The organism is Microbulbifer variabilis, assembly GCF_052468405.1.
In genome coordinates this window covers 983,481-1,006,515 of record NZ_CP174343.1, presented here as the reverse complement: position 1 = coordinate 1,006,515, position 23,035 = coordinate 983,481, and the positions used below count along the sequence as shown (strand labels likewise).

Genomic DNA, 23,035 nt, shown 5'->3' with positions numbered 1-23,035 from the left:
TTTTGTACAGCAACCTCCAATGAGAAGATTTATCAACCCTTTTCGTTGACTGACTGCAACATAAAATTTTTAAATCACCCCAAATCGAAAACAGAAAAAATATTGAAAACTTACTGCGATTTTTTCAGTAGAAATATAACCATCAACAAAAGTAAAAAGGTAAATACCACCAACCCCCACATTACAGATTGAAAAGCACTCGCGAAAGACTGGTCAAACATTGTAACAACTTGGCTATGGAGCTGGCTGGAAACTCCTGCGGCACTGTGGTCAACTCGCTCAGGATTCATTAATAGAGCTTGAATATACTTTTCAAAGCTATGTGACATAGCAATCCCATCTTCCTTTATCAACTGTAACAAGTTGTGCTTTTCCAACAACCGGAAAACAGTACCAGTAACAGCCAGACCAAGTGCAGCACCAATATTCTGAATGCCCCACAGCATACCTGTGGCAATACCGGCACTATTCGCAGGCAGGGCACCTATTGCGATAGGCGCGGTAGCACTAAAGACAAAGCCCCAGGCAATACCAAAAGGAACAAAAGCCAACAATAAAGTAGTAAAGTTTGTTTGAGTAGAAAATTGCGTCATTACTATGGCCGCAATCAAAATACATATTACACCGATTAGTATCGGCGCAGCGGGACGTGAGTTTGTAGCCATTCGCCCTGCAAGCGGGGAGACTAATGCCATCACCAAAGTAATTGGTAGCAGTATCAATCCGGACATCACTGTTGTGTCCTGGCGAACAACGTGCAAGTAAAACGGCAACAGGAAAAATGCAGAAATCAAAAACACCAACAAACTAAAATTAGTCAGTATACAGGCAGAAAATAGAGCGTTTTTAAAGTAGGAAAAATGAATTAGCGGTTGCTCTAATTTGTTCTCAACCCTATACAGAAGCCAAAAACCAATAATAGAAACCCCCAATAGAACCAGAGCAGGCCAACTCATCCACCCGATTTGAGGCCCCTCCACCACCAGTAATACCAACGATCCAACACTTAGCGCGAGCAAAATCATACCGCGCCAATCTATATAGCTCTTTTCTGCATCCAGACACTGTGGGCTCCTCATCATAAAGAGCCCTACAACAACACTGACCAAGACAAAGGGAATATTAATAAAGAAAATAGAGCGCCAAGAAAAAAGATGGCACATTATTCCGCCCAATACAGGCCCAAGTGCAAAACCTATCGCCAAAATTGACATCCACCAGCCCATAGCAAAACCCGCTTCTTTCTCCACAAAGCTATGGGACAGTAACGCTATGTTATTTGGCACAATGATGGCGATAGCAACACCTTGTAAACCACGCCAGACAATCAACCACAATGGATCATTTGCCAACCCAGCCAATAGAGAAGCAACTGCTAGCAGTATCCATCCAACATTTAGCATTTTTAACGAACCAACAATATCCCCGAGACGCCCCATGCTCGCCATCAGGATACAGAGCATTAACATAAAGATATTGATTATCCATTGGGTCTGGACAAATGTAGCGCCGAGGCTTTGCTGAATAGTAGGGAGGGCAATACTGACTATGGTGTAGTCCAGGCCCAAGATAAAAGTAGCGGGAAAGGAACCCAGTAAAATAGTCCATTTGTTGAGTCGCTGCACCGCTCAATGCTCCACTTCGTTATTCCCAAATACCTGACTGGCGATAACAACCACCAAAGAATCAAGCATCTTCTAAGCCAATAATAATTGTAGGGGGTATTTATTGAGATAAGACTCATCCCACTTTCCCCACACAGTGGACTTTCTACCAATAAGCATAAAGGGCATATCACGACACGGGAGCCTTCACAAATAGCAATAAAAGTCCCCAGACAAGCCCTTCTCATACACTAAAAAGTGAACGCTTAGTCAATACAAATACTGACCAATCAACAAGAGAAATTTGAGTTAACCCAAAAAAACCAAAAATAGAATAACCAGTCACCACAAAACATTATCAACTCAATATTGGAACTTTCTATTCACGCAACCGCCCGGCAACCAAACCAACATCCCAAAAGCCAATAGTGCATTTCACTTTTTCTAGACAGGGAAATTTATCCATAGTAAAAACCCCAAAAATAATAAATAAATCTCTACTTCACACTCTCAAAAAAATAAACCAATAAAAATCAACAAGGCTGTTCATTTATTCAAAATACGAAGTAAATGAAACTGCTACTCAACCCCCAACTCCCCCGGAGAATAATAATGAAACGCACTATCATGCAGCTAATCCAGGCAACAGCTATTATCTCGCTGTTTGTTTGCTCCCCCCTTTGGGCAGATACCGTTACTGATTTTCAAAATAGCTGGACTGGTAAAGCTCTGGATCTACAACGGAAAATTGACAACCACACGCCTATGAGCGAGAACAATATTCTCGGTACGCACAATACCTACAATTCGGAAGTGTACCGGGCTTGTAACTTCTCTGTTGGTTGCCGCTACCTTGACCCCCAGCAGGAATATTCCATCAAGGATCAACTGCGGATGGGTGCCCGCTTTATAGAACTCGATGTTCATTGGACAGCGAAGATGGAGAGCCTTTTCTCCTACCCCAAACGCCTGCTGCTCTGTCATGGACTATGCAGCCTCAATGACAAGTATGCGACCGAAGGCTTCAATGAGGTAAGAGCCTGGCTCGAAGACAGCGCAAATCAGGATGAAGTCATTATTCTGTACATCGAAGATCACTCCGACGGTCGCCATCAGGATCTTTACAATCAGATTAACAGCCGTTTCGGCGATAGAATTTATTACAGTGGCGGCTGCAAAAGCATTCCAAACACCCTAACTAAAAATCAAGTACTGGCAGAGGGCAAACAGGTAATTTTGTGGAAAGATGGCGGCTGCTCTGGAAACAGTGATATGCAAAATATGGCATTCACTGGTCTCGGTGAAATTGGTCGAGTATGGGAAGACAGCACCACCATTGGCACCATTGGGGAAATTTTTAACGGCGGTATCAAGAGAATTACTGCCAATGATGTTCGCGAAGGCTTTGCCCTTGGCCGCAACATCATCAATCTAGACAATATGAATACTACCGATGGACGCATCGCAGCTGCCATCTGGTCATGGGACCAAAGCGAACCCAACAATCTTAATAATGAAGATTGCGCGATGCAGTGGGGTAATGGCCGCTGGAATGATGCCAATTGCAGCAACCAGTACAGCTTTGCCTGTAAGAATATGAATAATGGCAGCTGGCTGGTCAGCGCCTCCATCGGCCCCTGGTCCCACGGAGCCAATATTTGCCAGTCACTTGGTAGCGAGTATGTATTTGAGGTTCCCACTAACAGCCAGGACAACCAGGCTTTAAAAGCAGCTAAAGAAGCTACTGGTTACGACAAAGTTTGGGTCAACTACCAGGACCAAGCCAATGAGGGACAATGGCTCCGCAGCGAGTGAGCCTTAGGTAAATAAATATTTGGTAAAAAAAACTGAGTTCATATCCCTATTCTGGGCCCGCTTGCCTATGCAGCGGGCTCTTTTTATGCGCACCCCATTTATACCGCCCACTCAGAGCTGTCGTTAGTTTAGTTGAAATGGGGCATAATCTATGCCTGAGCAAGACTCTCAGGACATAATTATGCGAATCCCCACCCTCTGGCGCCGCCTTGGCTTAACCATAGCCGTTGGCAGTGCACTTACCGCCTGTGGTAAAGGCAACCCCGAAGCTGCCAAACCGGAAGCAGATCACAGTGCAGCCCATGCTGAGCATCAGGCCGCTGAATCCAAGCTGTCCCTCAGCAAAGCTGAGCAGGCGCAAGTTGATGCCATAGCTGCTGATCTGCACAAGCATATTGCAATCCTAGCTTCCGACAAGTTCGAAGGGCGCGCTCCTGCCACAAAGGGTGAGGAGCTGACCGTTACTTACCTGGCAGAACAGTTCAAGGCCCTGGGCCTGGTACCCGGCGCCGTAGATGCCGCCGGCAAGCCAAGCTGGTTCCAGCAGGTGCCCATCGTGGAGATGGAGATAGAAGCCTCTCCCCTTAAATTCTCAGGAAATGGTTTCGAGCAGCAGCTGCAACCTATTGAAGACATGGTGACCTTCACCCAAAGGCAAACTGCAGCCTCCGCCCTGGATAACAGCGAGCTGGTATTTGTCGGCTACGGCATTGTCGCTCCTGAAAACAACTGGAACGATTACGCCGGCCTGGATATGAAGGGCAAGACAGCAGTCATTCTGGTCAACGATCCTGGTTACGCGACCAAGGGCAAAGCTCTGTTCAATGGCAATGCTATGACCTACTACGGTCGCTGGAGCTACAAATTCGAGGAAGCGGCCCGCCAGGGTGCTGACGGTGCAATCATCATCCACGAGACCGGGGCTGCGGGTTACCCATGGGAAGTGGTTAGCGGCTCCTGGTCCGGTGCGCAAGTCAGTCTCGAAGCTGAAAACAAGAATGCTGACCGTGTCGCTGTAGAGGCCTGGATGACTAACCAAGCCGCTAACGAGCTATTCAGCGCCGCTGGTCTGGATTTACAAAAGGAAATGGATGCAGCCAAAGCCCAGGGCTTCAAACCTAAGGCCCTTGGGGTAACTGCCAGTGTTCAGTTGAAAAACCGCCTGCAGAAATCCAACTCCCGCAACGTAGTGGCCAAACTACCCGGCACAAAGCACCCGGACGAAGTGGTTGTTTACACCGCACACTGGGATCACCTGGGTGTCAACAAGAACGCGGAAGGTGAGGACCGGATCTTTAACGGTGCCGTGGATAATGCAACAGGTACTGCCGGCCTGCTCGCTATGGCAGCCGAAGCTGTAAAACTGGATCGCCCGGAACGCTCACTACTGTTCGTAGCTGTGACTGCTGAAGAGTCCGGCCTGCTCGGCTCCAAATACTACGCTGAAAAGCCTGTAGCCCCCCTGGAGAAAACGGTTGCCGGTATCAATTTTGATGCAATGAATGTTCTGGGCCCAGCCCGTGACATCACCGTGATTGGTTACGGTAGCAGCGAGCTTGAACAGCTGCTGGAAGTTTCTGCCAAAGGCCAAGGTCGCTACCTGGCTCCGGAAGAGCACCCAGAGCGCGGCTACTTCTATCGCTCAGATCACTTCAGCCTGGCGAAGAAAGGCGTGCCCATGCTGTATTTCGATTCCGGAACAGACAACTTTGAGCATGGCCGCGAATGGGCCCAGGCGAAAGGCAATGAGTACGTTAGCCAGCACTATCACAAGCCTGGCGACGAGTACGACCCCTCCTGGAACCTCAAAGGTTCTGCTATGGATCTGCAGCTGGGTCTGAAACTCGGCTTAGAACTGGCCAACAGCCGAGACTGGCCCAACTGGTATGAGGGTAACGAGTTCCGTGCGATTCGCGATGCAAGTGCAGAGTCACGCAAATAACTGGTAACCTCCCTTTATTCGCGGCGGCACCCCAGGGCTGCCGCGACCTTCTCTCCCCTTTTACTTACACAACCCTCTCTCTCAGTCTTGGTCTCCTCCTGCAAAACCATCTACTAACCCGGCACAGTTAAAAATAAAAAAGCCCCACCGTTTCCAGTGAGGCTTAAAGAAAATAGCTAACCGGGACTTCACCCGGCTAAGCACTATGCGCTAACGGCTTCCAGCTTTTTCAATTCCTCATCGCGCAGTTCACGGCGCAGGATTTTACCCACATTCGTTTTGGGCAAGTCTTCGCGGAATTCCACTTGCTTGGGCACCTTGTAGGCAGTCATATTTTCACGACAGAAAGCAATAACTTCATCTTCAGTCAGAGACGAGTCGGCTTTCACCACAAACAGTTTTACCTGCTCACCGCTCTTTTCATCGGGCACACCAATCGCTGCAGCTTCAGTGACTTTCGGGTGGGCACTCACTACATCTTCAATTTCGTTGGGGTACACATTAAAGCCGGACACAATAATCATGTCCTTTTTGCGATCTACAATTTTGATGTAACCATCATCCTGTATAACCGCCATATCCCCGGTATTCAACCAGCCCTCACTATCGATAGTATCCGCAGTTGCCTCCGGACGCTGCCAGTAACCTTTCATTACCTGAGGACCGCGCACGCAAAGCTCACCGGGAGAATTATTCGGCAGGTCATTACCATTTTCATCAACCACTTTGACTTCAGTACCCGGCACCGGGATACCAACAGTACCTAACTGAACACCATCGGTAGGGTTGAAGGACACAACAGGGGAAGTCTCGGTCATACCATAGCCTTCCATTACCACACAGCCGGTCATCTCTTCCCAACGCTTGGCCGTATCTCGGGTCAGAGCCATACCGCCGGAAGCTGTGGAATGCAGTTTACTGAAGTCCAGCTCAGCAAACTCCTTGTTACGCATCAAACCATTAAACAGGGTATTGAGGCCGACAAAACCAGTGAAACGCTGACCTTTTAGCATTTTTACAAAACCGGGAATATCGCGCGGGTTCGGAATCAGCAGCGAGTGATTGCCAGTCGAGAAGAGACACATGCAGTGAATGGTAAAAGCGTAAATATGGTAAAGGGGCAAAGGCGCGATATAGTATTCCTCACCCTCTTTCATGCCACTGCCAAACGCTTCGCGCACCTGCTCCATATTCGCAACCAGGTTGCGGTTGGTGAGCATAGCGCCCTTAGCCACGCCAGTAGTACCGCCTGTGTATTGCAACACGGCAATATCATCCGGTGTGCGCTCAGCATCCTGCTGCGGTTGCTGGGCACCGAGAGTCATAACCTCACGGAAGGACACCTGGTTGGCGAAGGAAAACTCCGGCACCATTTTCTTAATGTACTTGGCAACGCTATTTATCAACGTGCGCTTGAGCGGACTGTGCAGGTCCGCAATCTCAGTAACAATTACTTCTTCCACGCCGGTTTCCGCAACCACTGCAGAAGCAGTATCGGCAATATTGGCCAGGACGATTAACGCCTTGGCTCCGGAATCATTTAGCTGGTGCTTTAACTCACGCTGGGTATACAACGGGTTAGTATTAACCACCACGAGGCCCGCACGCAGGGCACCAAAAACCACTACAGGATACTGCAGTACATTGGGCAGCTGGACGGCGATGCGATCACCCGGCTTTAAATTTGTATGATTTTGCAGATAGGACGCAAACTTCGCGCTCAGAGTGTCAATATCGCCAATCGTCAGAGTTCGTCCCAGGCAGGTAAAAGCCGGTCGGTCACCAAATTTGGCGCAAGCGCCCTTAAAAACATCGAGTATGCTGCGTTCAATGTCCAACTCTCTTCTCCCATTCCTGATTGTTGTTGTCGCTTGCTCTCATCTTCCGTCCTTATAGACGAAACCTGCCATCTAAAGGCGCCAGCGAGAATTTATTTATTGTTTGTAGTATCTTGCGAGATAGTGAAAAAGAGGCGCTTTCATGCCTCTCCAAACATATCTCCCTTTTTACTCCGCGCAGGAAATAAACCTGCCAAGGCCGCCGCCAGCTCTCTATCCCCCGTGTACTGAACGTCCCCCAAGAGAAAGGCATGGCGCGCGTTTAAATGACCATCCAATATTGCTTTGAGCGTTTGGTTAGCCATTTCTAATATTAGTGCCGGCTGTTCTGCTTGTCCGAATTCGGATACCACCTCAAGGTCATTGGCACTACCAGTGATATAAACAAAAAAATCACAGGCGTCCGGCAGCCGAAACTGTACCCGAGCAAGTGGGTGCAAACAAGCTAGACGCCGAAGGCGCTGCTGCACTGAATCCGGCAATTGCATCGGAATCTCTCCGTTATTAACCACTACGGCGCCGGTAAAAAAAACCGCCGGTAAGAACCGGCGGTTTTTTTACTGGGAGTGGAATTAGAACGCAAAATGCTCAGCGTCCAGATCCATTAGGTTGGTCGCACCACTAAGCATGGTCGCTGCGTGGCTGGCGGTACGTGGCAGAATACGCTCGAAGTAGAAACGCGCAGTCTTCAGCTTGGCCTGGTAGAAATCTGCTTCAGCGGTACCTTCTGCAAGTTTCTCATTGGCCAGTTTGGCGGCACGGGCCCACAAGTAACCGAGTACGGTATAACCGGAGAACATCAGGTAGTCGACAGAAGCCGCACCAACTTCATCCGGGTTTTCCATTGCTTTACCACCAACATGCAGGGTCAAATCGCCCCACTGCTTGTTCAGCTCCTGCAGCTTGGTCACGAAAGGTGCAAGCGCTTCATTATCAATTTCCGCCTGGCAGAACTTGTGTACCTTCTTGGTGAAACCGCGCAGCAGTTCGCCCTGAGTCATCAGCACCTTGCGGCCCAGCAGGTCGAGAGCCTGAACACCGGTAGTGCCCTCATAGATAGTAGAGATACGTGCATCACGTACATTTTGCTCCATACCCCACTCGGCAATGTAACCGTGGCCACCAAAGCACTGCAGGCCCAGGTTGGCAGACTCAAGGCCGGCTTCAGTGATAAATGCTTTGGCAATCGGCGTCAGGAAAGCCAGCTGGTCTTCAGCTTCTTTCTTAGCAGCCTCGTCACCCTTGTGGGTAATGTCTACCAGCAGCGCACAGTTGGCAACCAGCATGCGGCTGCCTTCAGCGATAGCCTTTTGGGTCAACAGCATACGGCGAACATCGGGGTGTACGATGATCGGATCAGCCGGGCCTTCAGGGTTCTTGGCGCCGGACAGGGAGCGCATTTGCAGACGGTCCTTGGCGTAAGCCAGGGACTTCTGGAAGCCGATTTCTGAGTGAGCAAGACCCTGCAGAGCCGTACCCAGGCGCGCGGTATTCATAAAGGTGAACATATAGTTCAGGCCTTTGTTGGGCTCGCCAATCAAAAAGCCTTTTGCACCGTCAAAGTTCAAAACTGCAGTGGCATTACCGTGAATACCCATTTTGTGTTCCAGGGAACCACACACAACGCCGTTGCGCTCACCGACAGAACCATCAGCATTAGGTACAAACTTGGGCACGATAAACAGGGAGATACCCTTGGTGCCAGCCGGCGCATCCGGAAGGCGCGCCAGTACGATATGCACGATGTTTTCAGTCATGTCGTGCTCACCGGCAGAAATAAAGATTTTGGTACCGGTAATTGCGTAGGAGCCGTCTCCGGTGGGCTCAGCTTTGGTACGCAAGATACCCAGATCAGTACCGCAGTGAGGCTCGGTCAGGCACATGGTGCCAGTCCAGCTACCCTCAACCAGCTTGGTCAGGTAAACGGCCTTCTGCTGATCGGTACCATGCTCTTCCAGGGTATTCATGGCGCCGTGGGACAGGCCCGGGTACATGCCCCAAGACCAGTTAGCGATACCCACCATTTCGCTCATGATGGTGCCCAGAGAGGGCGGCAGGCCCTGACCGCCATACTCGGGATCGTGGGGCAATGCCGGCCAGCCAGCTTCTACGAACTGTTGATAGGCTTCTTTAAAACCTTCCGGGGTGGTGACCTCACCGTCTTTCCAGGTACAACCCTGCTGGTCGCCAACCTGATTCAGCGGTGCCAGTACGTTTTCACAGAACTTCGCACCCTCTTCCAGGATGGCATCTACGACATCAGGAGTCGCCTCCTCAAATCCAAGTGACTCGTAATGCTTGTCTGAGTCCAGCATCTCGCGCATGACGAAACGCATATCACGCAGTGGCACTTTGATATCGGTCATCCTGATACCCTCAATTTGTTTATGTTTAGGACCAAGCGCAAAACTGGCCGGTCATAGTTGTGACTAATTACTAGGATTTGTTCATCATAGTAGTAAGCCGGCAGCCCTCTCTATGGCTAAATCCGTCCAAAGCGGTGACAAATCGAGGCGGGAATTCGAAAAAATGTGACCAACCCGGTCAAATATCCAGGCCGGCAGCGGCGCGACCGCCCCGCCGATACTCACCTGGCGTGATACCTGTCCACTTCTTAAACGCGCGAAAAAATGCACTGGATTCGTCGAAGCCAAGCATCTCGGCAATCTGTCCATTAGACAGGTCTGGGCAGCTTAAATAGTGAAAAGCAGCCTCCATGCGACACTCATCCTTCAGTTTCTGATAGGAAGTCCCTTCCTGCTGCAATCGACGGCGCAGGGTTGTCACAGACATATTGAGGCGATCTGCCACCGCCTCCGCTGCAGGCATGGATTCACTCACATCCCGATTCAGGATGGTTTTCACTTTTGTTTTGATACTGTTCGCGCTGCCGTCGCTGATCACCAGGTGGTAGGGCGCGGTACGGATAAAATCCTCGACCATCTGCGGGCTCTGCACAACAGGATACTCGAGATAGCGCGTATCGTATTCGAGGGCATTAAATGGCTGCTCGAACAGTAACTCATCAGCCTCGCTCTGGGCCAGGCTGCGGAATTCTTCCGGGCACGGGAATGAAAAGTGCAGACGCGCTAAGGGCACCTCGCGCCCGGCAAGCCAGCAATAGAAGCGGTGCCAAACCGCCAAAGTTGTGCGCACCACACTGGGACTGGTGGAGGCTAACAGCTGATCAAACTCGCCTTCCTCCAAAGAAGAAATGCCATGAATCTCTACCCTCACACGCCCGGAGGGGTCTCCCTCAAGCACGGGCTTCACCTTAAAGCCCCTACAGATCTCCATAAACTCGGCACACAGTGTGATCGCTTGACGCAAAGTCGCGCAATTTACCACTGCCAGACACAGTAAGCGGAAAGAGCCTGAGCGCACACGCCCACCACTGAGCATGCCAAACCACTCATTTTGGGCCAGCCACATTACCCTCTGGTACAGCCGGCCGTACCTGATCGCGGAGAAAGCGGCAACGCCCTCAAGCTCGGCTTCATCAATGCCGACTGAGTTGAGTAACTCTTTGCGATCGCAACCATGGCGAATCGCCTCCTCCAGCAAACGCTCCAGGTAGGCAATCGGTATGCGGATATCCTCTTCTGACGCCATCTATCTACTTTCGCCTGCGCAGCCAGTTCAACAAAGCCCCAAACCCCATCGCAACTACAATAATGACAAACAGCACTACCAGAAGAAGTAGGAAGTAGTACACAACGTCTCTGACAGGCAGGTCCCAGCTATAAATCGCTGCCACGACAAATGCGACACAGGCAAGTACGCTGGTAATAAAGGAGCGGCGACTTTTATTGGCCATGGTGATCTGAATAAATTGATTGTAAAACCGGTGAGATTACCACTTTCTGTGGCGCTACCATTGTATTGTCGGTCTCAGGTACCGACGCGGCGTCGAATCGTGAGGGATTGGCAGGTATCTGTCAACGCCGCAGGAGGCGAGGATGCCCAGAAGAATGCTGGAACCCGAGGATCAGGCCACCCTGTTGCGCCTATTTCGCTGGATGATGTGCATGACAGCGATTATCACCCTAATCATGCTGGGCATCGCCATATTTGCCTGAAACCCAGTTACTCACCGACCAAACCGCCCTTCGCCAGGTGCGCAGGATCCAAAAGATCTTCAAGGGTCTTGCGGTCAAGATCAGTCATTTCCAAAGCTACATCCAATACTGGCCTGCCGCTGCTGTAGGCGGCCTTGGCAATCTCCGCTGCCTTAAGATAACCAATTACAGGATTTAGCGCCGTCACCAATATAGGGTTGCGTCCCAACATCTCCTCTATGTGCGCCCGGTTTATCGTAAAGCCAGCGATAGCACGGTCCGCTAGCAGAAGTGATGCATTGGCAAGCAGATGGATACTTTCGAGCAAGGTACTGGCCACTAGTGGCAACATAACATTCAACTGGAAATTACCGCTCTGCCCGGCCACGGTAATCGTGGTGTCATTACCCATCACCCGCGCAGCTACCATGGCCGCCGACTCGGCAATTACCGGATTAACCTTTCCCGGCATAATACTGCTACCCGGTTGCAGGGCCTTAAGTGCTATCTCAGTTACTCCGGCCAGGGGACCACTATTCATCCAGCGTAGATCGTTGGCGATCTTCATCATCGCCACCGCCAGTACCTTGAGCTGACCAGACAGCTCTACTGACGTATCCTGACTTGAGATAGCGGCAAACAGGTTGTCTGCGGGGCGAAACTGTTGTGAGGTGTGAGCGCTGAGCTTTTGTGCAAACAGCTCGGAAAAATCCGGGTGGGCATTTAGCCCTGTGCCGATTGCAGTCCCCCCCTGGGCCAGCTGCGCCAGGCGCGGTATGGTCCCACGGATCCGCTCACGGCAGTCCTCTACCTGCGCTGCCCAGGCTCCCACTTCCTGTGCCATGGTCATAGGCACCGCATCCATCAGGTGAGTGCGGCCGGTTTTGACCACACTTTGCACTTCCTCCGCCTTATCACACAAGCGGGTATGTAAGTGGCGCAAGGCGGGCAACAATTTATCGCGCACCGCAAGCAGCGCAGAGACATGTATTGCCGTGGGGATTACGTCATTACTGCTCTGGCTCATATTGACGTGATCATTAGGACTGATAGCGAGCCCATTACCCTTACCGGCCAGGTGTGCCAACACCTCGTTAACGTTCATATTCGAGCTGGTGCCCGAGCCAGTCTGGTAAATATCCACTGGGAAGTGAGCGGCAAACTCCGGATCGCCAAGACTGTCGCAGGCAGCGATTATCGCCGCTGCTCGCGCTTTATCCAGCAGCCCCAAGTCTCGATTTGCCTCGGCCGCCGACTTCTTAATCAGCACTACAGCCTGAATAAACTCTGTCGGTAGACCCTTGCCACTGACTGGGAAATTTTCCACCGCACGCTGCGTTTGGGCCCCGTAGAGCGCTGCCTGCGGCACCTGGATTTCACCGAGGCTGTCCTTTTCAGTGCGGAATTTGTCGCTCATTGCTCTTCCTCAAGGTGTACCAAGGCACACCGGTGACCATCGTTTTATGCCGTGGATCACTCTACTTCGATAGTGATCTTCTTGGACATCACCGGCTTTTCATGGGGTACATGCATGTAATTACCCAGTACCAGCTGCAAAGTATGTTTACCTGGCGGCAAAGTGACCTGGGTCTCTGTCTGGCCACCGCCGAAGTGGATAATGTTCTCACTCGCAGGTAGCGGCTTACTCATATCCGGCATTTCATCCACGTCGATCAGCAGATGGTGGTGCCCGGTATTTTCACTATCCACTCCAGCCGGAGCCACCCCCATACCGGACAAACCAAACTTCACAGTAAATGTCCGAGGAACCTTCTCGCCATCCTTGGGGGAAATAATATAGAGTTTGGCATTCTCCGGCGCCTTGCTGGCCATATCGGTTTTGGATTCATGCTCCGCCGCGTGTAACAACGGCGACAGCATCAGGGCGCTGGCAAAGAGTAGAGAGCTTGCTTTGATCATGATCATTCCTTCCTGATAAGGCGCCCCAGGCGCCAATTCTTATAATCCGGCTTTATTGCCAATCATTGGCTTTGTTATTGCCAAATGACAGAGGCACTTTACCAGACCATCGTTTCACTGAAAGGCATTCACTGGGAATATAGTTGCCGAATCGAACCAGTACATCAAAATCTGTGACTCTAGTAGTGCAACAGCGACTGTGCCAGCTGGATAGCTGGCGATAGAGAAAATATTAGCTGACGGGATTATTAAAAGGATTAGCCAGAGAGCCTCGGCTGTAAATTCTTAGACACTGACACGCCCTTCCTGGGTCCACTCGCAGCGCACCTGCATATCGCCACTACCCGGCTCATGGTAGAGGCCGGCTGCCTCCCAGCTAAAAGAGTGGACTCCCGACAACTCAGTTTCCAAATGTACAGTTGCCGACACCCAGTACATGCTTTTCAGCAGCTCTTCAAACTTCTGAATCCACATATCCCACTCATACTCCACGGCCCGGTATGAGGCACCGAAATGAATTACGTCAGTTTGGTACTGGGACTGCTTTACCTTGATGGTAGGGATGGAAAACATATCGCGACAGAGAAAAGGCCACTCATCGGCACCAGGTAAGGCCAGGACCGCATTGCGGTTAACCCGGCGACGTTCACTGCCGCCGCTAAGACTATTGCTGTCTTTGATACAACCGTAAACTATGGATTCCTGATCGCCCTGAAGCATTAATTCCATTCCTTACCACAGCGCCACCGGACATCAGGTACCCAGGGCAAAAAAGATCTTGGAGATGCACTTTAACGGCGAAGCGGCAAGAAAGCCATAACTCCGCGGGCGATCATTTATGTTGAGCGGGAATTAACGGAAAACGCGGGTACTGTTTCACAGCACCCACGAGGCGGAAGTTATATTTCAAAGCCCCTCTGGCGCAGCATTTCCATTAAACCCTCCTCATCCATTACCGGAATGTTAAGCTCCCGCGCTTTGTTCAGCTTTGAGCCCGCTCCCGGGCCCGCCACAACATGATGAGTTTTTGCTGACACACTACCAGCCACCTTGGCTCCAAGACGCTGCAAGTAGTCTTTGGCTTCACTTCGGGAAAGGGTTTCGAGTTTTCCGGTGAGCACCCAGGTCTGCCCTGATAGAGGTTGCTCCTCACCACCCGTTTCCTCCGCTGGCCAATGTACTCCAGCCTGGCGTAGAGCTTCGATTTCCTCTTGAGCATGGGTCTGCTGGAAAAACTCAGCAACGAAGTGAGCTACTGTCGGGCCGACATCATCTACTTCCTGTAAAGCCTCTTCATCAGCAGCCATCAATGCTTCCAGAGTGCCAAAATACCGCGCCAGATTTCGCGCAGTCGCCTCACCGACTTCGCGTACCCCCAATGCATAGAGGAACTTCGGCAGAGTGGTATCTTTACTGCGCTCCAGCGCATCCAACAGATTTTGCGCGGACTTTTGCCCCATACGCTCAAGACCCGCCAACTGTTCGAGTTCAAGGTGATAGAGCCCGGAAACAGAATGCAGCAGCCCCTCATCCACCAGTTGCTCCACCAATTTGTCTCCGAGACCGTCAATATCCATGGCCTTGCGCGAGGCGAAATGTCTGATGGCCTGCTTGCGCTGGGCGCTGCAAATCAAACCACCGCTACAGCGGGCTACGGCTTCACCGGGTGTCGACTCAACAGGCGAATCACATACCGGACAGTGCGTGGGAAATTCAATTGCCTTGGCATCCTTCGGCCGCTTCGTCTCCACCACCGAAACTACCTGCGGAATTACATCACCAGCACGGCGAATAACGACAGTATCGCCAATCATAACTCCGAGGCGCTGAATTTCATCGCGGTTATGCAGAGTTGCGTTGGAGACGGTAACCCCACCGACAAATACCGGTTTTAACCGAGCTACCGGTGTTACCGCACCTGTGCGCCCCACCTGGAATTCCACATCGAGAAGCTCGGTCATTTCTTCCTGGGCAGGAAATTTATAAGCCATAGCCCAGCGAGGTGCCCGAGCCACGAAGCCCAATCGCCGTTGAAGGGGCATGCTATTAACCTTAAATACAATACCGTCGATATCGTAAGGCAGGCTCTCGCGCTTCTCCCCCAGCTCTTTGTGATAATCGATACAAGCCTGGATATCTTCTGCCACACGCATCTCGCTATTAATGCGAAACCCCCATTGCCCCAACAATTCCAGAGTTGCTATATGCTCCTCCGGCAGGCGCGCCCCCTCTACCAGCCCGGTACCATAGGCGCAAAGTTCTAATGGGCGCAGGGCGGTGATACGGGAGTCAAGTTGACGCAAACTACCGGCTGCGGCATTGCGCGGATTGACGAACAACTTTTCACCCGCTGCGGCAGCCTTGCGATTCAGCTCGGCAAATCCCGCCTTGGGCATATAAATCTCACCGCGCACTTCCAGAACAGCGGGAAACCTGGCAACCCCTTTTGCCTGACGCAAGCGCAATGGCACCGAACCCACCGTTCGCACATTTTGTGTAATATCCTCGCCGGTGGTGCCATCACCACGGGTAGCCGCGCGCTGGAGAACACCATCTCGGTACAAAAGGCTGATAGCAATACCATCGAGCTTTGGCTCACAGGCATATTCAATTGGCCCCCGGCTATTCAATCGCTCGCATACCCGGCGATCAAATTCCACCAACTCTTCATCATTAAATGCATTGTCGAGCGAAAGCATCGGCACTTCATGGCGTACCTCGGCAAAGGAGGACAGGGGCTCAGCACCAACCCGCTGGGTAGGCGAATCTGCAGTCTGCAGTTCAGGAAACTGCTGTTCAATATCCTGCAATTCCCGCAAACGTCGATCATATTCCGCATCCGGCAGCTCCGGATCATCCAATACGTAATACTGGTAATTCGCTCGCTGGAGCAGTTCGTGCAGCTCCTGCACCCGATCGCGGGTCTGCTTGGGAATAGTTTGTATGGTCATCAACAATTCAATTGAAAAACAGGTTAAAAAAAGAAATTTGAATTTGGTATACAGCAGCGGCCCCAGGCCGCGGCCAAAACCCCAGGGGATTCCACCGCGGCCTGGGGCCGCTGTTACTGACAAATAAAAGTTTTCGCTATCAGTTCTGTGCCATAGCCAATGCGCGGCGGCGCTGGTATTCCATGACACGCTGGCGATAGTGCTCAGCGGTCTGGGCAGTGAAAACACTGCGATTTTCATCTTTCAGCTCCCCACCGAGCAACTTGGCGATGGTGTAAGCGGTGGACAACAGCTGATCAAATGCCTTGATCGCCTCCCCCTCTACCGGCAACGCCAGGAACAGGCTAACCCCGGGAGTGGCAAACTCCTCCATCTGGGCGAGATCAAAAACGCCCGGCACAACGATATTTGCCAGGCTGAAAATAACCGCTCCATCGGCTCCACCACCCTCGTGGTAATGGAAAATATTCATTTCGCCAAAACGCATACCCGAAGCCACCATCACCCGCAGGAGATCATTGCCCTCAAAGTAATCCCCTTCCGGAGCCATCACATTAATGACAAGAACTTCGTCGCGCACCGGTACTTTTTCCTGGGGGTACTCATCAGCCAAAGGCATTTGCGGGCCTGGATCCCGGTGTGCAGGTGGCTCATTTTCGGGAGAAGTTGTGGTTCCTGCCCTGTCCTCACTGATCGCATGCAGGCTCTCGGATTCATTCAGTTCCGGCTCAAAACGCTGCTCTTCACTAATGGACTCCATTAAGGTAGGTACCTGCTCTTCCAGATCAAGCACACCCTGCTCTTCCAGTTTGCGCTGGGGTGTACTCCCTGCGAGGGGCTTACGCGAGGAAATAAAACTCTCTTGCACCTGGCGGTTGACGTGCAGGGCATCTTCCATTGCGCGGCGCTGAACTACGCGCACCTGGCCAGGCAGTTCACTGTTCGCCTGCCTCTCCTCAGCACGTTCATCACGGGGTTTGCTCGGTGTATCATCAGCGGTAGGTTTGGGGGCCGATTTTGAGACGGGGTCAGCTTCACTGTCCACCTCAGATTGCATCGCCTTGGATAAATTTCGGGAGACTTTTACAGCCGCCCGCTGCCGCATGATTGCGCGGCGCACACCATCCAATACCGCGATAAGCAGCACTACTACCAGGATTGTAACCAGCCAGTTATCCATTTTAAGCGTCTCTCCTTTTACGCTCTTATGCGGAAGCCAGCTCAGCGGCTTCTTCCACATTCACCGATACCAGGCGAGATACACCCGGCTCATGCATGGTTACCCCCAGCAGCTGATCTGCCATCTCCATTGCGATCTTGTTGTGGGTAATATAGATGAACTGAACATGTTCTGACATTTCTTTAACCATTCGAGCGTAGCGACCTACGTTAGCGTCATCGAGAGGAGCATCCACCTCGTCCAACATACAGAAAGGTGCTGGATTCAGACGGAAAATAGAGAACACCAGAGCGATCGCAGTAAGTGCCTTCTCCCCGCCGGATAGCAGGTGAATGGTACTGTTACGCTTGCCCGGTGGGCGCGCCATAATTGCGATTCCAGTATCGAGCAGATCCTCACCTGTAAGCTCCAGATAGGCATTACCGCCCCCGAATACTTTCGGAAAGAGTTCCTGCAGCCCCGCATTGACCTGGTCAAAGGTCTCCTTGAAGCGGGTTCTCGTCTCCTTGTCGATTTTCTTAATTGCATTTTCCAGAGTCCCCAGCGCATCCATCAGGTCGCCATACTGGCGATCCAGGTAATGCTTGCGCTCAGACTCCTGCTTATATTCATCAATGGCCGCGAGGTTAATCGGCCCCAGGCGCGAAATACGCGCGGCCACGAGTTCCAAATCTTCCTGCACCTGGGCGATGGTGAGATCACCGGGCAACTGCTCTAAAAGCTGCTCTACATCGTGATCACTCTCTTGCAGCTGCTCAACCAGACCATTGCGCTGCACCTCCAGGGTTTGCGCGGCGAGACGCTCTTGCTCAAGCTGTGCACGTATCCCTTGTAAGGCCGCTTCAATCTTGTGGCGCTCCTGCTCCTGCTCACGCAGGCCGCTTTCCACTTCCTCAAGCTTTTTACGCGCTTCTGCCAGCTCGGTTTCCACCTCAATACGCTCGCCCAGCTTCTCCTCCAGCTCAGCCTGGAAATCCTGGGAAGGGTCTTCGGTTTCAGCCATTTGCTCCTGCAACTGGTTGCGACGTAATCGCAGACGCTCGAGCTGTTCATTCATCACCTGCAGGGTGCGCTCCAAAGAGACCATCTGTGTACGCACAGATTGTTCGCGCATAGCCAGTTCGTGAGCGCGATCCTTGTCCTCTCGGGCACGCTGGCGCGCAGCATCCAAAGCTTCGCGCAATTCCTCGCGACGCGCCATTAGCGTTTCACGACGATCGGTATCATCGCTCATAGCCTCCACGGCTTCCTGCAGCAACAACCGCGCTTCAGACAGGGACTCACCTTCAAGCTCCTGCTGCTCACGCACTTCAGCAATTTCCTGCTCAATGCGAGTGCGACGCTCGCTCATCTGCTCTGCACGAGCACGACGGGCAGACAACTGGCTGCGAAGCTCCGCCTCACGGCGACCGAGTTGTTCGGAATCCAGTCGGGACTGCTCAATTGCGCGCTCCAAGTCTACGGCATCACCTCGCATGGATTCACGCTGCTCACTGAGACTTTCTATCTGCTCTTCACACAGGGCAATCTCCTGTGCCAATGCCTCCAGTTCCTGCTTGCGGGCTAACACCCCGGCCTCCGCATCGCTGGCCCGGCTTACACGCAACCAGTTTGGCCCCAACCAGAGACCATCCCGGGTTACGATCGATTCATGAGCCCGCAGCTCAGAACGCTTCGCCAGTGCGTCAGTAAGGTTTTCAGCAGTGTAAATGCCTGAAAGCAGCCCGGTGAGAGAGGCCGGCCCCTGTACTACATTGGCCAGCGTGGGTAATGAAGAATCGGGGGGGGCCGCTACACTGGCCTCATCAATAAAGATTGCCTGGCCGCTCTGCAGTTGACCCAGCCCCTCAACAAGGCCCTCTAGCTGATCCACGCAGACCGCCTGCAGCTGTGAACCCATTATCGTTTCTACTGCGGTTTCCCAACCGGCTTGAGCCTGGATCTGGTCGGCAAGACGCGGCCTTTCACAAAGGGATTGTTGCTGCAGCCAGCTCTCAACAGCTTTACCCTGCCCCAGTGCCGCCTGCTGCAGCGCTTCCAAGGAGGCTTGGCGACCGCGGCTGGTCTGTAGTTGTAAGCGCAATTGGTCAAGGTCAGCTGCCATCTCCTGTTCGCGGGAACGCAATCCGTCCAGGGATTCGCGTCGCTCAGCCGTCTCTTCACGGCGCTCCTGAGCCTGCATTTCCATCTCGGCGAGCTCTTCATTCAGCTGCAGGGTCTCTTCGTCATCCTCAGAGACCTGAAGACCGGATTGCTCTGCGATCAGCTTGTTAATGCGCTCAAGCAATCGCTGCCCGGAAGTCTCCAGGTGTTGGATGCGCGACTGTTGCACCTCGGCCTTTTGGCGGGAACCTGAAGCCCCCTGATTAAATTGGTCCCACTCATTTTGCCAGTTGCGCATTTGCTCCTCGGCCTCAAGTAAGCCACTAGCGGACTCCTCTTCGGCGGCGAGAACCATTTCAAGATCCGGCACAATTACTTCGAGCTCCTCCTCGAACTGGGCAGCCTTTTCTCGATCCACTTCCAGGTTGGTCTCCGCTTCGCGGAACTCCTGTTCAGTCTGCGCCAAGTCGGAGTGCAGGCGAGTGGAACGTTCACGGGCATGGGCAATACTCTGCTCGAGGCGCGCGATATCACCTCCAACCGCATAAAAGCGGCCCTGCACCTCATTGAAGCTGTCGGACAACTCATGGTAGCCAACACGCTTTTGTTCAATGCCGGTGTCACAGCTCACCTGTCGGGTAACCAACTCCTCAACCGTCAGCTCCAGCTCACCGATTTGTTGCTGCTTAGCGGTATTTTGATCGTTGAGTTCGCGGTATTTAAGGGCTTGTAAATTCGCTTTGTAGCTGCGCTCTTCCTCTTTAAAGCGACTATATTTTTCCGCTGCTGCGGACTGCCGTTCCAGCCGGGACAGTTGTCGATCCAGTTCGTCTCGAATATCGGTAAGACGCTCCAGATTCTCATTGGTGCGGCGCATACGATTTTCAGTATCTCGGCGCCGCTCCTTGTACTTGGAAATGCCGGCGGCTTCTTCAATATAAACGCGCAGCTCTTCCGGCTTGGCCTCGATCAGCTTGGAGATCATGCCCTGTTCGATAATCGCATAACTGCGTGGGCCAAGACCGGTTCCCAGGAACAGGTCTGTCACATCCCGGCGGCGACATTTCTCACCGTTGAGGTAATAGTTATTCTGCCCTTCACGCGTCACTTTTCGTTTTACGGAAATCTCTGTAAAAGAGGCATAGGCACCGGAGAGCTTGCCGGCAGAGTTATCAAAAACCAGTTCGATAGAAGCCTGGCCCACGGGTTTACGCCCACTGGAACCGTTGAAGATGACGTCCGTCATGGAATCACCGCGCAGGTTCTTCGCTGACGACTCCCCCATTACCCAGCGCACGGCATCAATGGTATTTGATTTGCCACACCCATTGGGACCTACCACCGAGTTAAGGTTTGTAGGAAAGTAGACAGTGGTGGGGTCAACAAAGGACTTGAAGCCCGCAAGTTTGATGCACTTCAGACGCATGTATTCTTAAACTCGGTATTTTTTATCTTTGCCGGCCCGATCACCAAACACTCAATTGTACATGGCGCTGCCTGGGCTTTCAGCGCAATTCTTCACAGTTACTTTTCAAGCGGATTATCGGCCGGAATGGCCTGTGGTCAAGTCAAGATCGCTCTAAAGCTGCAACTGGTACCCAAGGCCAACTCAATAGCCCGGTAAGTTTGCATTAACAACCTCAAACCACTCACGACGTTGCCTCGTGCGCCTGTGACCATTTAGACGCGAACAAGTTCTCTGGCCGCAATACACTTTAATACAAGGCGAGAAATTACAGTCCCTGCGCCGGCTCTAAGCGACGGAGAAGATGGGGCCATTAGGCCCCGCATCGCCACCTCTTACAATTTTTGGTCGATGGTAATGGACTGCGCTTTATCCCAACTGGCCTTTGGCAGGGTTTTAATAGTGCCCTGCCAATCCCCAGCTGCCGGACGCGCGTCGCCGTGCAGTGCCAGGCGTGCAACCAACTGAACCGACTCGACCGTAGAAATAGAGCGGCCCGGCATCATCGCACGAGATTCATCCAGAACCACCTCCGCAGGCAGCTGGCCCGCGGTCAGCCGCACTATCGCCAGCGGCATTGGGCTTTCAGCACTGCGGGCATAGATAAACACAGGCGTTGAAGCCTCGGCCTCGACACTGCTGTCCAAACTAACCTGGACGCGAATCTCGGGGCCTGCCTTTTCACCAGGGTCCCGGGCAACAACCACCGGCTCACCAGCATCCACCAACGCCTTTTCCGCCCGGGCAACACCCGCAGCAAGGGCTTCAGCAGCGGCCGACCCTGGTGCCAACTGTTGCAGGGCTGCCTGCCAGTACTCCTGTGCTTTACGGTATTCCTTATCCTCGTACGCGGCTATCCCGGCCAACCCCAACGCCGTGCCATTGCCGGGCTGGGATTCAAGGACCTGCCCGACCAACAGGCGGATTTCCTCGGTTATTTTTGAACCGCCAGCGAAAAATAGCGCCTGGGCTAACTCCGCTTTTACAGAGGCCGCCTCAGGCTCCCGCTCCACCACATATCGATAGGCCTCAACGGCACCGACAATATCTCCACTTACCAGCAACCTTTGCGCCAACACATAACGAGTGCTCAAGTCTTCAGGGTGGCTTTCAATACGCGCCTTGAGCTGACTGGTGATTCTCTTCTCAGCTTCTGCGTCTGTCTGCCCCTGCTGGCTAGCCAGAATCTCCCGATAGAGCGCCACCTCACCGGGCCGATCGGATATCATATAAGCTCCAACTGTCACCACCGGCACTACCACCGCCAGGCCGAGCAAAGCGCCCGCACCACGCCTAGTAGGTGCGGAGGCCTGAACCTCTTCCTGAGCACTGAGAAGCTCACGGGCCATTTCCGCCTCAAGTTGGGCAAACTGCTTTTCATCCATAGCCCCGCTCTGCACAGCCGCACGTAACTCACGGGAGCGCTCGCGGTAAAGCTCCGCTAAAGCCTCTTGCTTGTTGCTGCCCGAGCGTTTTGTCCCTGCAGCGCGCAACCCTGGCAATAAGAAGACAAAGGCCAACGCCAGCAAAAGGATCGCCAAACCAAACCAGATATCAGTCATTTGCTCTTCTTCCCACCATCAGTCAAATCACTGGGATCTTCACCCAGCAGTTTCTTCAATTTGCGCCGCTCGTCTTCGCTCAAGGCCCCGCTGTTATCATCCTGGCTCGCACCGGTTCCACTTCGGGAGCGTGTCACAATAATGATCAGCGCTAACAGGCCTATCAAGGCGAATACACCCGGAGCCAACCACAGGGCCAGAGTGTTTTTCTGTACCGGTGGTCGGTATAGAACGAAATCCCCATATCGCGCCACCATGTAGTCAATAATTTCCCTATCTGTGAAACCCTCTTCCAACAGCCGGCGAATCTCACGGCGCAAGTCTGTTGATATCGATGCATCAGAATCTGCCAGGTTTTGGTTCTGGCACTTTGGACAGCGCATCTCTTCAATCAGCACCCGATAGCGTGCTTCCAGTTCCGGGGAGGATAACTTTTCGGTCTCTACCACCGCCTGCACCATAACGGACAGACTCAGAGCGGCCATCGCTAAAAGGATTTGGCCCAGCCAATTCTTTTGTCTCACAGCTTCTCTCACGCTTTATCCATGGGAAATTTGGCTGATTATAACAGCGACACCTGCCATCGGACACGCCCGC

16 protein-coding genes are annotated in these 23,035 nt (G+C 52.5%); 2 read left to right on the top strand and 14 right to left on the bottom strand.

Annotated elements, in window-relative coordinates; all coding sequences use genetic code 11:
* Window positions 1-110: 110 nt before the first annotated feature.
* Window positions 111-1,625, bottom strand: a complete 1,515-nt coding sequence (locus ACJJJB_RS04935) for an MFS transporter (protein ID WP_445365828.1) — start codon at window positions 1,623-1,625, stop codon at window positions 111-113.
* Window positions 1,626-2,216: 591 nt separating this feature from the next.
* Here ACJJJB_RS04935 and ACJJJB_RS04930 point away from each other — a divergent pair.
* Both ACJJJB_RS04930 and ACJJJB_RS04925 read left to right on the top strand, forming a co-directional pair.
* Window positions 2,217-3,419, top strand: a complete 1,203-nt coding sequence (locus tag ACJJJB_RS04930; protein WP_444901875.1) for a phosphatidylinositol-specific phospholipase C domain-containing protein — start codon at window positions 2,217-2,219, stop codon at window positions 3,417-3,419.
* Between the two features lie 181 nt (window positions 3,420-3,600).
* Entirely contained in the window at window positions 3,601-5,361 is a 1,761-nt protein-coding gene (locus tag ACJJJB_RS04925) for a M28 family metallopeptidase (RefSeq protein WP_444945318.1), read from the top strand.
* 203 nt (window positions 5,362-5,564) lie between these two features.
* Here ACJJJB_RS04925 and ACJJJB_RS04920 read toward each other — a convergent pair whose 3' ends face one another.
* The 13 genes from ACJJJB_RS04920 to ACJJJB_RS04860 all read right to left on the bottom strand — a co-directional run bounded on the left by ACJJJB_RS04920 (window position 5,565) and on the right by ACJJJB_RS04860 (window position 22,962).
* Window positions 5,565-7,199 carry an AMP-binding protein gene (locus ACJJJB_RS04920; protein ID WP_020414791.1) on the bottom strand — a complete coding sequence of 545 codons (1,635 nt, stop codon included), beginning with the start codon at window positions 7,197-7,199 and terminating at the stop codon, window positions 5,565-5,567.
* 140 nt (window positions 7,200-7,339) lie between these two features.
* A complete protein-coding gene (locus ACJJJB_RS04915; RefSeq protein WP_020414790.1) occupies window positions 7,340-7,687 on the bottom strand; it encodes an SCP2 sterol-binding domain-containing protein in 348 nt (115 codons plus the stop codon).
* A gap of 84 nt (window positions 7,688-7,771) precedes the next feature.
* Entirely contained in the window at window positions 7,772-9,565 is a 1,794-nt protein-coding gene (locus ACJJJB_RS04910) for an acyl-CoA dehydrogenase C-terminal domain-containing protein (RefSeq protein ID WP_444945319.1), read from the bottom strand.
* Window positions 9,566-9,743: 178 nt separating this feature from the next.
* Entirely contained in the window at window positions 9,744-10,811 is a 1,068-nt protein-coding gene (locus tag ACJJJB_RS04905; protein ID WP_020414788.1) for an AraC family transcriptional regulator, read from the bottom strand.
* A gap of 4 nt (window positions 10,812-10,815) precedes the next feature.
* Complete coding sequence (locus tag ACJJJB_RS04900) at window positions 10,816-11,016, bottom strand: hypothetical protein (protein ID WP_020414787.1); 201 nt, start codon at window positions 11,014-11,016, stop codon at window positions 10,816-10,818.
* A 269-nt stretch (window positions 11,017-11,285) separates the two neighbouring features.
* Window positions 11,286-12,674, bottom strand: coding sequence for a class II fumarate hydratase (locus ACJJJB_RS04895; RefSeq protein WP_444945320.1), 1,389 nt, complete (start codon window positions 12,672-12,674; stop codon window positions 11,286-11,288).
* A gap of 56 nt (window positions 12,675-12,730) precedes the next feature.
* Window positions 12,731-13,177: a DUF4399 domain-containing protein gene (locus ACJJJB_RS04890; RefSeq protein ID WP_020414784.1), complete on the bottom strand. Its 447-nt coding sequence runs from the start codon at window positions 13,175-13,177 to the stop codon at window positions 12,731-12,733.
* Window positions 13,178-13,462: 285 nt separating this feature from the next.
* The gene (locus ACJJJB_RS04885; RefSeq protein WP_445365827.1) at window positions 13,463-13,897 is read right to left on the bottom strand and encodes a hypothetical protein; all 435 of its coding nucleotides are present in this window, start codon (window positions 13,895-13,897) and stop codon (window positions 13,463-13,465) included.
* A 179-nt stretch (window positions 13,898-14,076) separates the two neighbouring features.
* Window positions 14,077-16,128 carry an NAD-dependent DNA ligase LigA gene (ligA, locus tag ACJJJB_RS04880; protein WP_445366265.1) on the bottom strand — a complete coding sequence of 684 codons (2,052 nt, stop codon included), beginning with the start codon at window positions 16,126-16,128 and terminating at the stop codon, window positions 14,077-14,079.
* Between the two features lie 139 nt (window positions 16,129-16,267).
* Complete coding sequence (zipA, locus tag ACJJJB_RS04875) at window positions 16,268-17,308, bottom strand: cell division protein ZipA (RefSeq protein WP_020414781.1); 1,041 nt, start codon at window positions 17,306-17,308, stop codon at window positions 16,268-16,270.
* A gap of 25 nt (window positions 17,309-17,333) precedes the next feature.
* Window positions 17,334-20,837, bottom strand: a complete 3,504-nt coding sequence (smc, locus tag ACJJJB_RS04870; protein ID WP_444945322.1) for a chromosome segregation protein SMC — start codon at window positions 20,835-20,837, stop codon at window positions 17,334-17,336.
* 374 nt (window positions 20,838-21,211) lie between these two features.
* A complete protein-coding gene (gene ccmI / locus ACJJJB_RS04865; RefSeq protein ID WP_020414779.1) occupies window positions 21,212-22,438 on the bottom strand; it encodes a c-type cytochrome biogenesis protein CcmI in 1,227 nt (408 codons plus the stop codon).
* Window positions 22,435-22,962 carry a cytochrome c-type biogenesis protein gene (locus ACJJJB_RS04860; RefSeq protein WP_245556722.1) on the bottom strand — a complete coding sequence of 176 codons (528 nt, stop codon included), beginning with the start codon at window positions 22,960-22,962 and terminating at the stop codon, window positions 22,435-22,437. The genes ccmI and ACJJJB_RS04860 overlap by 4 nt, the downstream gene beginning before the upstream one ends.
* Between the last annotated feature and the right edge of the window lie 73 nt (window positions 22,963-23,035).

What these genes read in the sequence shown, in the direction of transcription:
- ACJJJB_RS04915 (WP_020414790.1), bottom strand. Translation starts at nt 7,687, where the DNA reads ATGCAATTGCCGGATTCAGTGCAGCAGCGCCTTCGGCGTCTAGCTTGT.
- ACJJJB_RS04930 (WP_444901875.1), top strand. Translation starts at nt 2,217, where the DNA reads ATGAAACGCACTATCATGCAGCTAATCCAGGCAACAGCTATTATCTCG.
- ACJJJB_RS04905 (WP_020414788.1), bottom strand. Translation starts at nt 10,811, where the DNA reads ATGGCGTCAGAAGAGGATATCCGCATACCGATTGCCTACCTGGAGCGT.
- ligA (WP_445366265.1), bottom strand. Translation starts at nt 16,128, where the DNA reads ATGACCATACAAACTATTCCCAAGCAGACCCGCGATCGGGTGCAGGAG.
- ACJJJB_RS04910 (WP_444945319.1), bottom strand. Translation starts at nt 9,565, where the DNA reads ATGACCGATATCAAAGTGCCACTGCGTGATATGCGTTTCGTCATGCGC.
- ACJJJB_RS04925 (WP_444945318.1), top strand. Translation starts at nt 3,601, where the DNA reads ATGCGAATCCCCACCCTCTGGCGCCGCCTTGGCTTAACCATAGCCGTT.
- ccmI (WP_020414779.1), bottom strand. Translation starts at nt 22,438, where the DNA reads ATGACTGATATCTGGTTTGGTTTGGCGATCCTTTTGCTGGCGTTGGCC.
- ACJJJB_RS04885 (WP_445365827.1), bottom strand. Translation starts at nt 13,897, where the DNA reads ATGCTTCAGGGCGATCAGGAATCCATAGTTTACGGTTGTATCAAAGAC.
- ACJJJB_RS04890 (WP_020414784.1), bottom strand. Translation starts at nt 13,177, where the DNA reads ATGATCAAAGCAAGCTCTCTACTCTTTGCCAGCGCCCTGATGCTGTCG.
- zipA (WP_020414781.1), bottom strand. Translation starts at nt 17,308, where the DNA reads ATGGATAACTGGCTGGTTACAATCCTGGTAGTAGTGCTGCTTATCGCG.
- ACJJJB_RS04900 (WP_020414787.1), bottom strand. Translation starts at nt 11,016, where the DNA reads ATGGCCAATAAAAGTCGCCGCTCCTTTATTACCAGCGTACTTGCCTGT.
- ACJJJB_RS04895 (WP_444945320.1), bottom strand. Translation starts at nt 12,674, where the DNA reads ATGAGCGACAAATTCCGCACTGAAAAGGACAGCCTCGGTGAAATCCAG.
- smc (WP_444945322.1), bottom strand. Translation starts at nt 20,837, where the DNA reads ATGCGTCTGAAGTGCATCAAACTTGCGGGCTTCAAGTCCTTTGTTGAC.